Annotated in this window: 11 protein-coding genes; 7 read left to right on the top strand and 4 right to left on the bottom strand. The window is 66.5% G+C overall.

Annotated elements, in window-relative coordinates:
- The first annotated feature begins 11 nt into the window (after positions 1 to 11).
- The 3 genes from RM190_RS00880 to RM190_RS00870 are packed head-to-tail and all read left to right on the top strand — an operon-like array spanning position 12 to position 6,237.
- Positions 12 to 998 carry a glycosyltransferase family 2 protein gene (locus tag RM190_RS00880; protein WP_311757500.1) on the top strand — a complete coding sequence of 329 codons (987 nt, stop codon included), beginning with the start codon at positions 12 to 14 and terminating at the stop codon, positions 996 to 998.
- Positions 995 to 5,620 (top strand): MupA/Atu3671 family FMN-dependent luciferase-like monooxygenase, encoded by a 4,626-nt coding sequence (locus RM190_RS00875; protein WP_311757499.1) that lies wholly within the window; start codon positions 995 to 997, stop codon positions 5,618 to 5,620. The genes RM190_RS00880 and RM190_RS00875 overlap by 4 nt, the downstream gene beginning before the upstream one ends.
- On the top strand, positions 5,617 to 6,237 hold the full coding sequence (locus tag RM190_RS00870; protein ID WP_311757498.1) for a 4'-phosphopantetheinyl transferase family protein: 621 nt from the start codon (positions 5,617 to 5,619) through the stop codon (positions 6,235 to 6,237). The genes RM190_RS00875 and RM190_RS00870 overlap by 4 nt, the downstream gene beginning before the upstream one ends.
- On the opposite strand, the gene RM190_RS00865 is transcribed toward RM190_RS00870, so the two are convergent.
- Positions 6,218 to 7,423, bottom strand: coding sequence for a glycosyltransferase (locus tag RM190_RS00865; protein WP_390907797.1), 1,206 nt, complete (start codon positions 7,421 to 7,423; stop codon positions 6,218 to 6,220). The two genes, RM190_RS00870 and RM190_RS00865, sit on opposite strands and share 20 nt — an antisense overlap.
- Positions 7,424 to 7,606: 183 nt before the next feature.
- On the opposite strand from RM190_RS00865, the gene RM190_RS00860 reads away from it, so the two are divergent.
- Positions 7,607 to 7,810 carry a hypothetical protein gene (locus RM190_RS00860; protein WP_311757496.1) on the top strand — a complete coding sequence of 68 codons (204 nt, stop codon included), beginning with the start codon at positions 7,607 to 7,609 and terminating at the stop codon, positions 7,808 to 7,810.
- A 22-nt stretch (positions 7,811 to 7,832) separates the two neighbouring features.
- Here RM190_RS00860 and RM190_RS00855 read toward each other — a convergent pair whose 3' ends face one another.
- From RM190_RS00855 to RM190_RS00845, 3 genes are all read right to left on the bottom strand, one after another.
- Positions 7,833 to 8,486 (bottom strand): sugar transferase, encoded by a 654-nt coding sequence (locus RM190_RS00855; RefSeq protein ID WP_311757495.1) that lies wholly within the window; start codon positions 8,484 to 8,486, stop codon positions 7,833 to 7,835.
- Between the two features lie 310 nt (positions 8,487 to 8,796).
- The gene (locus RM190_RS00850; protein WP_311757494.1) at positions 8,797 to 9,624 is read right to left on the bottom strand and encodes a glycosyltransferase; all 828 of its coding nucleotides are present in this window, start codon (positions 9,622 to 9,624) and stop codon (positions 8,797 to 8,799) included.
- The gene (locus RM190_RS00845; protein ID WP_311757493.1) at positions 9,621 to 10,643 is read right to left on the bottom strand and encodes a glycosyltransferase; all 1,023 of its coding nucleotides are present in this window, start codon (positions 10,641 to 10,643) and stop codon (positions 9,621 to 9,623) included. Before RM190_RS00845 ends, RM190_RS00850 begins: the two co-directional genes overlap by 4 nt.
- Before the next feature lie 93 nt (positions 10,644 to 10,736).
- On the opposite strand from RM190_RS00845, the gene RM190_RS00840 reads away from it, so the two are divergent.
- Genes RM190_RS00840 through RM190_RS00830 form a run of 3 tightly spaced genes read left to right on the top strand, consistent with a single transcriptional unit; the run spans position 10,737 to position 14,388 of the window.
- The gene (locus tag RM190_RS00840) at positions 10,737 to 11,474 is read left to right on the top strand and encodes a chromosome partitioning protein (RefSeq protein WP_311757492.1); all 738 of its coding nucleotides are present in this window, start codon (positions 10,737 to 10,739) and stop codon (positions 11,472 to 11,474) included.
- Positions 11,475 to 11,530: 56 nt separating this feature from the next.
- On the top strand, positions 11,531 to 13,000 hold the full coding sequence (locus RM190_RS00835) for a GumC family protein (RefSeq protein ID WP_311757491.1): 1,470 nt from the start codon (positions 11,531 to 11,533) through the stop codon (positions 12,998 to 13,000).
- Positions 12,997 to 14,388: an oligosaccharide flippase family protein gene (locus RM190_RS00830; protein WP_311757490.1), complete on the top strand. Its 1,392-nt coding sequence runs from the start codon at positions 12,997 to 12,999 to the stop codon at positions 14,386 to 14,388. The genes RM190_RS00835 and RM190_RS00830 overlap by 4 nt, the downstream gene beginning before the upstream one ends.
- Positions 14,389 to 14,470 lie beyond the last annotated feature (82 nt).

Genomic DNA, 14,470 nt, shown 5'->3' with positions numbered 1-14,470 from the left:
GGGGACTGGTAATGGCGATCAATCCCTCGGTGCAGGTCGTCGTGCTGAACTGGCGCACCCCGGACATGTCGCTGGTCGCCGCCGAAGCCGCCCTGCGCGAGATCGAAGGGCTGGATGGCGGCGTCACCATCGTCGACAATGGTTCGGACGATGGCTCGTTCGAAAAGATGCAGGCCGAGGCCGAGGCGCGGGGCTGGCTTGCCGATGGTCGTGTCGCGGTGCTGCAATCGGGCTGGAACGGTGGCTTCGGGGCCGGGAACAACCACGGCATCCGCCAGGGATTGCCGGACGGGCGCCGTCCCGACCTGGTCTATCTTCTGAATTCGGACGCGATCCCGCAGCCCGGCGCGATCCGCGTGCTGCGCGATTATCTGGTCGCTCATCCCGCAGTCGGGCTTGCCTGTTCGCGATTGCGCGGCACCGATGGCGCGCCGCACCTGACCGCCTTCCGCTTTCCCTCGGCCGCGGGAGAGTTCGAGGCGGCCAGCCGCTCGGGTCCGGTGACGCGGCTTTTGCGGGACAAGGTCGTGGCCATGCCGCAGCCCCCGATCTCGGGGCGGGTGGACTGGTCTGCGGGGGCCTCGATGATGATCCGCAGCGAGGTGCTGGATCGCATCGGCCTGTTCGACGAGGGGTTCTTTCTTTATTTCGAGGAAACGGACTTGTGCCGTCGCGCCGCGATGGCGGGCTGGGAAACCCATTACGTCGTGGAAAGCGAGGTCGAGCATATCGGCTCGGCCAGCACGGGGATGAAGACCTGGAAGCGCGCGCCGGATTATTGGTACGATTCCCGTCGGCGCTATTTCGAAAAGCATCATGGCCGCGGCGGCGCGCTTTGGGCCACCGCGGCGGTCTTGGGCGGCTCGGCATTGTGGGGTCTGCGCTGCCTGCTGCAGCGGCGGCGGACCGAGCTGCCGCCCGGACATTTGTCGCATTTGACGCGGCACGCGCTGCGCCGCCAACCATTGCCTGTTCATGTCGATAAGGGTCAACCATGACGCAGTTTTCCGCGATTCTGGTCGGTAACGAACTTCTCATGCGCCACGCGGCCGAGACGCTGTTGGGGCGCGGGCATCGCGTCGTCGCGGTGGTGACGCGCAATCCCGAATTGCAGGCCTGGGCGCAGGGTGCGGGCCTGCCGGTCGAGGATCAGGACGCCCCCCTTGCCGAAGGGGCGCCGGTGGCGGACTGGCTTTTCAGCGTCGCGAACCTGTCGATCCTCAGCCGCGCGATGCTGGCGCGGGGCCAGCGCGGCGCGATCAACTTTCACGACGGTCCGCTGCCGCGGCTGGCGGGGCTGAACGCGCCGGTCTGGGCGATCCACGCGGGCGCCTCGCAACATGGCGTGACCTGGCACATGATCGAAGGTGGCGTTGACGAAGGCGATATCCTGGCGCAGCGCCTGTTCGACCTGCGCGAGGATGACACTGCCCTGACGCTGAACGCCCGCTGCTTTGCCCGCGGGGCGGAAAGCTTTGCGGATGTGGTCGACCAGCTTGAGGGCGCGGGCCCGCAGCGCCAGCGACAGGATCTGTCCCAACGCAGCTACATGGCGCGCGACAAGCGCCCCGATGCGGCGGGGGTCATCGATTTCGCGCGTCCGGCGGCGCAGATTGGTGCGCTGGTCCGGGCGCTTGACCACGGCGGATACTGGAACCCGTTGACCGAGGCGAAAATCCGGCTGGCGGACGGATCCTTGCGTCCGGTGGTGGGCTTCGCAGGCATTGGTGCCGCATCCGCCGCACCGGGAACGGTGCTGGCCCTTGACGGCGACACCGTGACCATTGCCGCCGCGGATGGTGCGGTCAGCCTGCATGTGCGGGGCGAATTGCCGCCTTTGGGTACGGTGCTGCCCGCCTTGACGGCTGAAGATGGCGCAAACCTTGCTGCGCTGGCCGATGCCGCGGCCCCGCATGACGGCTGGTGGCGCAGGCGGCTTGCCACGATGAACCCGGCCGTCCTGCCGGGCGAAGGGTCGGGTCAGGTGGCGCGCATCGACCTGATCCCTGGCGCCGGTCCTGATCGCGTGGCGTTGGCGGCCGCCTTGCTGGCGCGGCTTGTCGCCCAGTCGCAATTCGATCTGGCGCTGCGTCCGGTCGGCTTGCCGCAGGATGCGATCGTCGCGGGCTGGCAGCCGCTGGCGATCGACGCGCAGGCGGGAATGACGCTGGCAGAGCTTGCCGCCGGGATCGAGGTCCAAATGGCCGAAGCTGCGGCGCATCGCCATTTCATGTCGGATCTTGTCCATCGCGCACCCGAATTGCGCGATGCCGCCCGGCCCGATCTGGCGATCAACCTGTCCGAAATCGCCCCGGTTGGGGAAGCGGGCCTGACGGTGGCGCTGACCCCTTCGGGCGCGGCGCTGTTGCATGATCCGGCGCGGGTCAGTGCCGCGCAGGCGCAGCGGGTCGCGCGCGCGCTGGATGCGGGTCTTGCCATGTCGGACAGCACAAGCCTGTCCGAACTGTCTCTGCTGGACCCGGCGGAGCGCGATGACCTGCTGATCGCCCGCAATGACACCGCCGTCCCGCTTGATCCGGCCTGCATCCATGAGCTGATCGCGCAATTGGCCACGCAGGATCCCGATGCCATCGCGCTGGCCTTCGAGGATCGGACGCTGACGCGCGCCGAACTTGACCGTGCCGCGACCGCTTTGGCAGGGCAGCTGGCCGGCATGGGCGTGGGCCCGGACCAGCCGGTCGGTCTGTTCGCCCGCCGCTCGCCCGAGCTGGTGATCGGGGCGCTGGCGATCTGGAAGGCGGGCGGGGCCTATGTGCCACTTGACCCCGACTATCCGGCGGACCGGATCGCGCTTTACCTGCAGGACAGCGGCGCGCAGGTCGTTCTGGTGCAGGAGGGGCTGGGCGACCGTTTGCCCCCGCATGGGGCGCACGCGGTTCCCATCGCCTCGGGGGTGCCGGCTGTCGCGGCGCAGCTGCCCACTTCACGGGTGACGCCCGCGAACCTTGCCTATCTGATCTATACCTCCGGTTCGACCGGGCGGCCCAAGGGGGTCATGGTCGAGCATCGCAACGTCGCCAATTTCTTCGTGGGCATGGATGCGGTCATTCCCCATCGTCCCGGCGACACCTGGCTGGCGGTGACCAGCCTGTCCTTTGACATCTCGGTGCTGGAAATCTTCTGGTCGCTCGCCCGCGGGCTGCGGCTGGTCATCGCGGGCGAAGAGTCGCGGCTGGCCGTGTCGGGCAATGCGCCTGCCATGAAGCGGCGCGATGTGACCGGCGGGATGGAATTCAGCCTGTTCTATTGGGGCAATGACGACGGGCCGGGACCGCAAAAATACCAGCTTCTGCTGGACGGTGCACGCTTTGCCGACCAGAACGGCTTTGTCGCGCTGTGGACACCCGAACGCCATTTCCACGCCTTTGGCGGCCCCTATCCGAACCCCGCAGTGTCCGGCGCGGCGGTGGCGGCGGTGACAAAGAACATCGCCGTACGCGCCGGAAGCTGCGTTCTGCCGTTGCACCACCCGGCCCGCGTGGCCGAGGAGTGGGCGGTCATCGACAACCTGACCGGCGGTCGCGCGGGACTGGCCATCGCCTCGGGCTGGCAGCCGGACGATTTCGTGCTGCGCCCGGAAAACGCGCCTCCGAACAACAAGACGGCGATGATTGCGGGCATCGCCCAGTTGCGTCGCCTGTGGCGGGGCGAGACGGTCGAGTTTCCGCGCGCGGGTGGCGGCAGCTTCGGCGTCGTGACGCAGCCGCGCCCGGTGCAGCGCGAATTGCCGCTGTGGATGACCGTCGCCGGCAACCCCGACACCTGGATCGAGGCGGGTCGGCTTGGCATGAACGTCCTGACCCATCTGCTGGGTCAAAGCATCGAGACGGTTGCCGCGCGGATCGCCGATTATCATGCCGCCCTGCGCGAGGCGGGGCATGACCCGGCGGATTTCACCGTCACGCTGATGCTGCATACCTGCCTGGCCGCCGACCGCGAAACCGCGCGGGAAATCGCGCGCGAGCCGATGAAGAACTATCTGCGCAGCGCGGCGGCCCTGGTCAAGCAATACGCCTGGGACTTCCCGGCCTTCCGGCGCCCGGCTGGCATGACCAATCCAATGGCGATCGATCTTGGCAGCCTGTCCGAGGAAGAGCTGGACGGCATCCTTGAATTCGCCTTCCTGCGCTATTTCGAGGATTCCGGCCTGTTCGGCTCGGTCCAGGACGGGGTTGAACGGATCGAGCATCTGAAGGCGATCGGCGTGGGCGAAGTGGCCTGCCTGATCGATTTCGGCATCGCGCCCGATCAGGTCACCGCCTTCTTCCCGCTGCTGGCAGAGTTGCGTGCTGCCGTGAATCCACAGGTCGCCGAACCGGATGCGGGCGATTTCTCGATCGCCGCGCAGATCCGGCGCTGGCGGGTGACGCATCTGCAATGCACGCCCAGCATGGGACGGATTCTGGTTTCGGATCCCGAGGTCGCCTCGGCGCTGGCGGGGCTGACCTGCGTGATGCTGGGGGGCGAGGCGCTGCCGCCCGCCTTGCTGGCGGATCTGCGCAGGGCAACACGCGCCCGGATTCTGAACATGTATGGCCCGACCGAAACCACGATCTGGTCGACGGTCGCCGACGTGACCGACGCGGCCGAGATCACGCTGGGCCGTCCCATCGCGAATACCCAACTTTACGTCCTGGACGCCGAAGGGGCGCCGGTTCCACCGGGCGCGCAGGGCGAGTTGTGGATCGGCGGTCACGGCGTCGCCCGCGGCTATTGGCAGCGCGAGGATCTGACCGGCGCGGCTTTCCGCCCGGACCCCTTCGTTCCGACCGGGCGCGCCGCGCCCTGGGGCGGGCGGATGTATCGCACCGGCGACCTTGTGCGCTGGCGTGACGATGGCGGGCTGGATTACATCGGTCGCGCCGACCATCAGGTCAAGCTGCGCGGCTTCCGCATCGAACTGGGCGAGATCGAGGCCGCCCTGGGTCAGCAGCCCGGCGTGCGCGAGGTCGTGGCGCTGGTGCGCGAGGATGCGCCCGGCGACAAGCGGCTGGTCGCCTATGTCACCGGTCCGGCCGAGCTTTCGGAAGCAGGGCTGCGCGAGGCGCTGGTCACCCATCTGCCTGCGCATATGGTTCCGGGGCGCATCCTGCGGCTTGACCGGATGCCCCTGACCCCGAACCGCAAGATCGACCGCAAGCAATTGCCCCCGCCTGGGGCGGTGGTCGCGCCCGTGCCCCAGGCGACGCCCGCGCCCGCGCCCGTGACGCCCGCCGCCGCGGGGGTTGATCGCTCGCCCGAGGTTCAGGCGATCTGGGCCGAGGTTCTGGGCGTGGCCCAGATCGCGCCGCGCGACAACTTCTTCGCGCTTGGTGGCCATTCGCTGCTGGCGATCCAGTTGCACCGCACGCTACGCGACCGGCTGGCCCTGCCACGGCTGGGGGTGACGGATATCTTCCGCTTCCCGGTGCTGGCGGATTTCCTGCGGCACGTGGCAGGTCTTGCGCCATCTGCCGCGGTTCCGGGTCCTGCGACAGTCCCGAATCCGCCCGAGGCCGCGCCGGCAGCCGCCGCCCCGGTCGATCCGGCCGCGGCACCCGCCAGCGATGCGATGGCCCGGCGGCGGGCGCTGCGGGCCGAATTGCGCGGCGGTCGATGATCCAGCCGCAGGCGCTGGAGGATCTGGCGCGCAGCCTGATGCCACCCGGCTATGGCTGCGCGGTTCTGCCCTTGACCGCGGTTCCCCAGCCTTTGGCCCCCGCCGAGGAGCAGGCGGTCCTGCGTGCCGTCCCGAAGCGCCGGCGCGAATTTGCGCTGGGGCGCATGGTCCTGCGACAGGCAATCGCCCAGGCGGGGCATGTCCTGTCCCACCAGCAGCCGATTGCCATGCGCCCGGATCGACGTCCGGACCTGCCGTCCGGCATCCGCGCCAGCTTGTCCCATGGCGGGGAATATTGCGTGGCCATCGCCGCTCCACCCGGTGGTCCTTGGGTCGGTGTCGACGTCGAGACGATGCACCGCACGCCGCCCCCCGGACTGGCCGAGGTCGTTGCGCCCTTTCGCAGCGATTGCGGTGATCCACTGCTGGCCTTTTGCGTGAAAGAGGCGATGTTCAAGGCCCAGTTCCCATTGACGGGGCGTCTGCTTGATTTCAGCGAGGTTCCTGCCGTGATCCGGCGGGGCAGGGTGCGCGCCTGCCTGGGCGACCGCCTGATCGGGGCGCGCTGGGGGCGCATCGCCGGTCATTATCTGGCCGTCAGCTTGTGGCCTGGGTGAACAATTCGATCAATTGCCGCGCCGAATCGCGGATGTCATGTCGCGCCGCGACGCGCGCGCGTGCGGATTGCCCCATCCGTTCCAGCGTTTCGGGAGAGGCCGCTGCAGCATCCAGCATCGCATCAGCCAGCGCCGAAGCATCGCCCGCAGGAACAAGCCACCCCTCCTGTCCGGACCGGACCAGTTCGGGGATGCCCGCGATATAGGTCGAGATGATGGGACGCGCGCGGGCCATCGCCTCCATGATGACCACGGGCAGTCCTTCGGCAAAGCTGGGGGTGACCAGCGCATGGGCGGAATCGACCGCTGCCCGGACACCCGCCTGATCCTGCCAGCCGAGCAGGCGGACGGAATTGCCCATCCCGTGCTGGGCGATGGCGCTTTCGATCATGCCGCGCAACTCTCCGTCGCCGACAAGTGACAGGCGAATCTGGGGATTGGCGTCCAATGCCTGAGCAAAGGCGCGGATCAGCAGGCCGAACCCCTTCTGCTCGGCAAAGCGGCCCACCGCGACCAGGTGCAGGGGGCCCTCAGGCAAGGGCGGCGGATCATCGGACCGATCCAGATCCAGACCACAATGGACGACGTGAAGCTTGTCGAGGTCCTGGGGCGCCGCCCAACGCAGCATCTGCGCCCGGCCAAAGCTGCTGACGGTGGCGCAAAATCGCGACATGGCCAGCTTGCCGCCAAGATCCAGCGCGGTGGCGTTGTCGAATTCCTCGGGCCCGTGGATGGTCAGGCTGAATCCCGGCCCGCCCAGAAGATGGGCATAGGTCGCCACCCGCGCCGAGTTTGTGGCGAAATGGACATGGATGTGGTCAAGTTCCAGCTCTCGCGCACGTCGGGCGATCCGTGCCCCTTCGGCCAGATAGATGAGTTGCCGGGCAAGGCTGGATTCCCCGGCCGCCACACGGCTGCGGACCAAGGCAAGCACGCGCCCGGCCTTGCGCCAATCCGCCGCCATTCCCGCGATCATGCCGGTCAGCAGCCGCGATCCGCCGATTTCCAGGACACGCTCGGTCCGCTCATGTTCGGCACGGTCCTTTGCGTCCGCAAGGGCATCCGGGTCGCCCCGCATGGCGAAACGGTGGATATGAAGACCCTCGGCCTCCAGCGCCGCAATCTCGCGCCGGATGAAGCTGTGCGAGGGGCGGGGATAGGTGTTGACGAGATAACCGATTCGCAGCGTCTTGGCCTTTTTCAAACTCAGTTCCGCAAGCTGGATGGTGCCATGTTACCTTTTGGGCCGGATTGCGCCTATCATTACGCTTAGTTGAGCGAAATTGATCCTTTCATCCGCTGCGGTGGAATAAAAGCTTGGCGATTCTCCGATCAATTGGGAGTATTGGTATCGTAGAGCCCAGAGCAAGTGGAGGTTGAGCTGAGCGGAGTGCTAGCCATTGGAGTTGCAATTGCCGCGATCTGCACGATCGGCGGGACTGTTGTCCTTGGCCTGTCGTTCTGGTCGGCGCTGCTGCTTTATTCCCTCAGCGGCACCGCGGCGACCCTGTTCGTGGCATGGCGCAGATTTCGCTGCGCAGAATTGAACGAAAAGCGCGTGAGCCACGGCTGACGCGCTTTTCTGTTGGTGCCGGTCAGTAGCCGGTGCAGCGCAGAACCACCCCGACCGTTTTCGTGATGATCGACAGATCGCCCCGCAGGCTCAACCCGGCGGCGTAATGCGCATCGAAAGTCGCCCGGGCGGCAAAGGTGCTGTCGTTGCGATCCGAGATTTGCCAGAGCCCGGTGACCCCGGGACGCAGGTAGTAGTAGTCCGCGCCGGGATACAGCGGAGCCTGGTCCAGCATCATCGGACGCGGGCCGACGACGCTCATGTCGCCAAGCAGGACGTTCCACAGCTGCGGCAGTTCGTCCAGCGAGCTTTTGCGCAGGAAACGGCCAAAGCTGGTGATGCGCGGATCCTTCTTCAGCTTCTGGGTCGAGTCCCATTCCGCCTTGGCCTCCGCATCGGTGGCCAGATATTCGGCCAGACGCGCATCGGCATTCGGGACCATCGTGCGCAGTTTCCACAAGCGGAAGCTGCGGCCGGACTGGCCGACGCGCATCTGGGTATAGAAAGGTTTCCCGCCCTGGATCAGGATGACAAGGGCAAGGATGGTGACCACGGGAATGACGATCGGGGATGAAACCAGGATCGCCAGAAGGTCGAGCGGACGTTTTACGAAACGGGCGTAAAACGAGCGGGTTCCGATAGGTTCAACCGAGGTGCCTTGCAGATTCTGCAGCACCGATGAACAGGAATTCAAATCAGATGAAGAAAAGTCGACGGTGCGCTGCATTCGTTAACCTACTGTAATCGGTACAAGGGCACATTAAACGGGACACTGGCAGTATAGCCTTGCCTTTTAATAAAACTAGATCGAAACGCCGTCCTGCCCAAAAGGATAGGTTTATTGGAATCCAATGACTTGCGGCGCAATTTCGGACGCGGAAGTCGCTATCGGCTGCACAATGGCCCCTGGTTCGTGATTGCAGCCGGAAGTTGATGTGAACGCCGCGTGACGCCGCCGTAATTCCCAAGCCAAGTGATTCTTTGCGCTAACGTCCGCGCGCCCATTCCTGGTTGTTACGCCCCAGCCGCACCGCAAGGGCAACTGCCGTATAGGTTGCAAAACCGAATGGATCAGAAATGGCAAGGCGGGCGATTTCGGATCGGCCGGGGCGGGTATGACCCGCATGGGCCAGAAGTTCGGGATAGCGCTCAGCGATCTCGGCCACGCCCTTGTCCTGGCGACGGCGGACGCGGACCAGGGGGCCGAAGCCTTCGACGATGGGCCAATCGTAAGGGGCATCGACAAGGATACGCTCGGCTTCGTCGAATTGCAGCCGCACGAAAGTGTCGTCCGAGATGACCTGCGGAAACTCGCTCCAGCGGGCCCGGCCGGCGGGATTGACGGCAAACAGGCCCGCACCCGTGACGCCCTGCGCGACGAAGGGCAGCTTTTGCCAGAAGCGGGCATAGCGGCGCGAGACCGCGCTGCGCGCCGGGGCGACGACTAGCCGTCCGCCGGCATAGCGTGGTTGGGGAACGTCCAGCGCCCGGACCAGCCCCGATACCAGCCCGGGGGACAGGCGGATGTCGGCGTCCAGATAGATGCGGATTCCGGGCGCGGCGCAGGCGTCTCCGTGATTCAGCGCGCCGATCTTGCCACCTTGGGCCAGTTCCTCGACTTGCAGGACCCAGCCACGGGCGGCGAAATCGGGGATGCGCGCGCGCGCGCGGTCGGCGGTGTCGTCGCGGCATCCGTTCGCGATGACGATCACCTGCAGCGGGCCGGCATGGTCCTGCGACAGAAGGCCGGCAAGGCAGGCATCGATATAACCCGCCTCGTCATGCGCCGGGATCAGGACAGAGCACGCGTTCATTTGTATTCGATCAGCCCGGAACGCCGACCGACCAGTCGGCGGAGGTGGAATTCAATCACGCCCCGCGCCTCGGGGAACTTGGCGAGCAGGGTATATGCGGCGCGTGTCCAGCGGTCCCGTGGCAGCGGGTCGCGCAGCGCCATCCGCGCGATCTGCAACGGATAGGCCATCAGCAAAAGCCAGGCCCAGGGCGTCAGCAAGGCGCAGGCCAGGATGATCAGCGGCAGGGCGACGCCCCAGAACAGCGGGCGCCGGGTCTCGCGCTTCCAGAAGCCCTCGGGCCCGGCGCGATGGCGCCACGAGACCTCGGCGAAAGCATGCCCCGACCGGCGCGCTCGCCGCGCCCATTGTGCGTGCCGCGTCATCGCGGCGTCATGGATGGTCATCGGCGCATCCAGCCGGCGGATGCCCCATCCGGCGCGCGCCAGGCGCAGGCACATCTCGGGCTCTTCCCCGGCGATCAGGCCGGGATCGAAGCCGCCGACTTCGCGGATCGCCGCGCCGCGCGCCAGCATGTCCCCACCGACCGCGCGTGCCGGACCGATGGGCGTGTTCCATTCCACGTCGCAGATGCGGTTATAGATCGACGCCTCGGGGTGCAGTTCGCGCCGTCGACCGGCAACGACGCCCAGTCGCGGTTCGGCCAGAAGCGCGGCAAGCCCATGCGCGATCCAGCCCGTCTCGACCTCGCAATCGCCATCGACGAATTGCAGGAAGGCGGCGTCCGGCGCGCGCGCGGCCCCGGCATTGCGGGCGCGCGCGGCGGTGAAGGGCGTCGCCATGTCCAGTTGCACGACTTCGGCCCCCAGTTCGGCGGCGCGCAGGGCGCTGCCATCGGTCGACCCCGAATCGACATAGATGACGCGGTCAACCTGAGGCAGAAGCGAGCGCAGGCAGCGCATCAGCCGCTCGCCCTCGTTCCGGCCAATGGCGATGGCGACGACCTGCTGTGGCAGAACAGCCGCGCCGTTCTGGTTGTAATAGCCACCGGGGGGCGTGATTTCAGTTGTCGGGTTCATGAGCGGGACGTTAGCATGGCGCTGACGCCTTAGTCATCGGCCTCAGGGCAGGGTCTGGCGGGGATGATTTACCAGCGGCAGAGGGGCCACAGTTTGCAGGCCGAGACAGGAAAGACGCAGGACAGCCCGCAGACGCGGGCCATAGTCGCCCGCCCGCCCGGCCAGCACGTGTCCAGCAAGTTCATACGGCGCGAGGCTGCCCGCACCGCCGACGACGAAAAGCACGCCAAGGCCGAAGCCGCGCGCTTTAACCTGCTGCGCACCCGCGTCCTGCGCGAGATGCGCAAGCACCAGTGGCGGCGTCTGGCGGTGGTGCCGCTGACGCCCGGTGCAGGCGGCACCTTCGTCGCGGTGAACCTGGCAGTGGCCATGGCGCGCCAGAAGCATACCCAGGTGATGCTGATCGACCTTGACCTGGCCGATCCGCAGGTCTCGCGCCGGTTGGGGATCCCGGGCGCCGACAGCATGTCCGAGATGCTGCGCCAGAAGCGGTCCTTCGGGGACCTGCTCTCGATCGTGGATGAGGCGCCGAACCTGTCCGTCGTCGCGCCGGAATCCCCCGAGGCGGATGCGGCCGAGATTTTGCAGGATGCCGATTTCGCGGTGGCATTGAAAAGCTTCGCCGCCCATGCGCCGCAGGCGATCGAGATCATGGATGTCGCCGCGCTTCTGGGCGGGGACAGCGCGCTTGCGGCGCTGCCGCTGGCAGATGCGGTCCTGCTGATCGCGGATGGCCGCAAGGGAACCGCCGCGGACATGGCCGAGGCGACCCGACTCTTGCAGGACATGCCCCCGATCATGGGTGTCGTCCTGAACAAATCCGACGACTAGACGAGACAGGGATACCAGCTTTGGGACCAATTCAATCCTTGCCGGACCTCGTCTCGATGATATGGCGGCGCCTGCCGCTGGTGCTGACCATCATCGTGCTGGGCAATCTTGTCTCGTTCTACAAGATCGTGACCTCGCCGCGGGTCTATCAATCCTCGGCCGTGATCCAGATCGAGACCCCGGCGGCCATCGACGGGGGCGGCGACGCCTCGCTTCCGGCCTCGCGCCGGGTGCAATTGATCGAGCAGCGGCTGATGGCGCGCACCAACATCCTTGACGTCATCCACCGTCTGCACCTGTTCGAGGACACGCCCGGCCTGAGCGAAAGCGACAAGATCGCGGCGGTGCGCGTCTCGACCCGGATCGAAAGCATCACCACGCCGGGCGTTTCATCGGAATCGCGCATGTCTCTGGCCGCGATCGTCATCACTTCGCAGGCCGGGACGCCCGAGATGGCGGCGGCGATCGCCAACGATTTCGCCGACAGCGTGGTCAACCGCGACCGCGAGAACCGTCAGGCCCGGATCACCGAGGCCCGCCAATACCTGACGACCGAGGAAACCCGGCTTGGCGCCGAGCTTGCCGATACCGACCGCCAGCTGGCCGAGTTCAGTTCCAAGAACGAAGACGCGCTGCCCAGTTCGCAGGAATACATCCAGTCCGAATCGACCCAGCTGAACGAGGCCGAGAACAGCCTCGACCGCGAGATCATGGCCCTGCAGCGCGACCAGCTGACGCTGGAGACGGGCAGCGCGGACAACAACGGACGATCCTCGGCCTCGCTGGTCCAGCAGATCCGCAGCGCCGAAGTTGAACTGGCACAGGCGCGCCGGACCCTTGCCCCCGAGCACCCCGAGATCAAGCGGCTTGAGGAAAGCCTGAAGCGGCTGAATTCGGGCGGGCAGGCGGTGTCGGACATGGTGCGCCAGCACATGCAGTTGCTGGACGAGCAGCTTCGGCAGCTTAACGTGCAGAAACAGGCGATCCAGCACCGCCGCGAAGAGATCGAGAAGGCGCGCGCCGAGATGCCGCAGATCGCCCACGATCTTGAGAACATGACCCGCCAACAGCGCCGCTTGCAGGATCGCTACGCTGAAATCTCGCGCCAGCTTGCCCAGGTCGAAACCCAGCAGATGCTGATGGACAACGACCAGGCCGAGCGCTTCGTGCTGCTGGAACGCGCCCTGCCGCCGGAATACGCGGCCATGTCGAACCGCAAGAAAAGCGCGGTTCTGGGGCTGTTCGCGACCTTCGCCGCCTCGTTCGGCCTTGCCTTTGCGCTGGAGCTTCTCAACCCCGTCCTGCGCCGCAGCAGCCAGTTTGCGCGCGCAACCGGCACCCAACCCGTGGTATCACTTACCTATCGTCCCAGTCGCCGCGAAATCCGCATCGCGCGTCTGAAGATCGTGTATATGGCGGTGTTGCTTGTGGTGGGGTTGTTCGTGGCGCTGTGGCTGATCGGCAAGATACCGGGCCTGCCGTCGCCCGGCATGGTCTCGACCGGGACGGAGAGGCTGGGCTCATGACCGACGAGGGCGGAGCGGCCGGGGCCGCTGCCCCCGCCGCCGGGGTCGAACCCAAGACCAAAAGCTTCGCCGCGCGCGCGATGGGCACAGGGGCGTGGTCGGTCGCGAATTTCGGGGTCAGCCAGATCCTGCGGCTGGCGTCGAACCTGGTGCTGACCCGGATCCTCAGCCCGGATGATTTCGGGCTGATGGCGCTGGTCTCCAGCTTCCTGATCGGGCTCAGCATGTTCAGCGACATGGGGCTTGGCCCCTCGATCATGCAAAGCAAGCGGGGCGACGACCCCGCCTTTCTGGATACGGCCTGGACGATCAAGGTGGTCCGCGGCTTCATCATCTTCGGGGCCGCGGTGATCTTTGCCTGGCCGCTCGCGCTGTTCTATGACGCGCCGGCCTTTGCCTGGGTGTTTCCGACTGCGGCCATCTCGATGGTGGTGGGGGGCTTTTTCCCGACCCGCATCGACACCGCCGCGCGCCATCTGCGTGTCGGTCGCCTGACGATGCTGGAGCTGTCGAACCAGCTGATCGGCATCCTGATCACCATCGTGGCGGCGCTGATCCTGCGCAACGTCTGGGCGCTGGTCTGGGGCAACGTACTGGGTGCCTTCGTCCAGCTTGCCATGTTCCACTACATGTTGCCGGGCCATATCGACCGCTTCCGCATGGAAAAGGCCGCCCGCGACGAGATCGTGAAATTCGGCAAGTGGATCTTCTTCAGCACGATCTGCGGCTACCTGCTGTTCCAGGGCGACCGGCTGGTGCTGGGCCGCGTGCTGACGCTGGACCATCTGGGGATCTACAATATCGGGCAGTTCCTGGCGACCGTGCCGGCCGTCCTGGGCACGGCGATGTCGGGTCGGCTGTTCATCTCGGTCTATCGCGAGCACCCGCCGGGCGAAAGCGCCGAGAACCGGCGCACCCTGATGCGCGTGCGCGCGGTTTTCACCCTGGTGCTTGTGCTGCTTGCGATCACGCTGGCGCTGATCGGCCCCTGGCTCGTCAACCACCTGTATGATGCGCGCTATGAAAGGGCGGGGGGCATCCTGGTTGCCATCGCCTGCATCCAGATGCTGCTGGTGATCCCGCTGAACTATGAATGCGCGGCGCTTGCGGCGGGGGATTCCCGCGGCTTCTTCGTGCTGCAATCCAGCCGCGCCCTGGTGTATTTCGCGCTCGTGCTGGTCGGGGCCTGGCTCTATGGGCTGACCGGGATGCTGGCCGGGCAAGCGCTGGCGCAGTTGGCGTGCTATCCCGTTTCTGTCTGGCTGGCGCGGCGGCATCAGGCCTGGGATCCGCGCCACGATCTGGTCATGGCCGCGCTGGCGGTCGCGGGGGGCTGCACCGCGTTGATGATGCATCGCGACGTCATTTCCGCTGCGCTGCTGCATTGATTCTGGCTGCATTGCAGCAATTTTATGCTCTTCTGCCCGGCCTGACGCTCCGTTAAGGAGGCGAAAAATCAGGAGGACATCG

The sequence above is a fragment of the Paracoccus broussonetiae genome (assembly GCF_031854425.1).
Taxonomy (GTDB): Bacteria; Pseudomonadota; Alphaproteobacteria; order Rhodobacterales; family Rhodobacteraceae; genus Paracoccus; species Paracoccus broussonetiae.
The sequence above is the reverse complement of the archived record's forward strand: the minus strand, read 5'-3'. Positions and strand labels throughout refer to the sequence as shown.

Coding starts and splice junctions, on each gene's coding strand:
- RM190_RS00880 (WP_311757500.1), top strand. CDS start 12: ATGGCGATCAATCCCTCGGTGCAGGTCGTCGTGCTGAACTGGCGCACC.
- RM190_RS00875 (WP_311757499.1), top strand. CDS start 995: ATGACGCAGTTTTCCGCGATTCTGGTCGGTAACGAACTTCTCATGCGC.
- RM190_RS00870 (WP_311757498.1), top strand. CDS start 5,617: ATGATCCAGCCGCAGGCGCTGGAGGATCTGGCGCGCAGCCTGATGCCA.
- RM190_RS00850 (WP_311757494.1), bottom strand. CDS start 9,624: ATGAACGCGTGCTCTGTCCTGATCCCGGCGCATGACGAGGCGGGTTAT.
- RM190_RS00845 (WP_311757493.1), bottom strand. CDS start 10,643: ATGAACCCGACAACTGAAATCACGCCCCCCGGTGGCTATTACAACCAG.
- RM190_RS00835 (WP_311757491.1), top strand. CDS start 11,531: ATGATATGGCGGCGCCTGCCGCTGGTGCTGACCATCATCGTGCTGGGC.
- RM190_RS00830 (WP_311757490.1), top strand. CDS start 12,997: ATGACCGACGAGGGCGGAGCGGCCGGGGCCGCTGCCCCCGCCGCCGGG.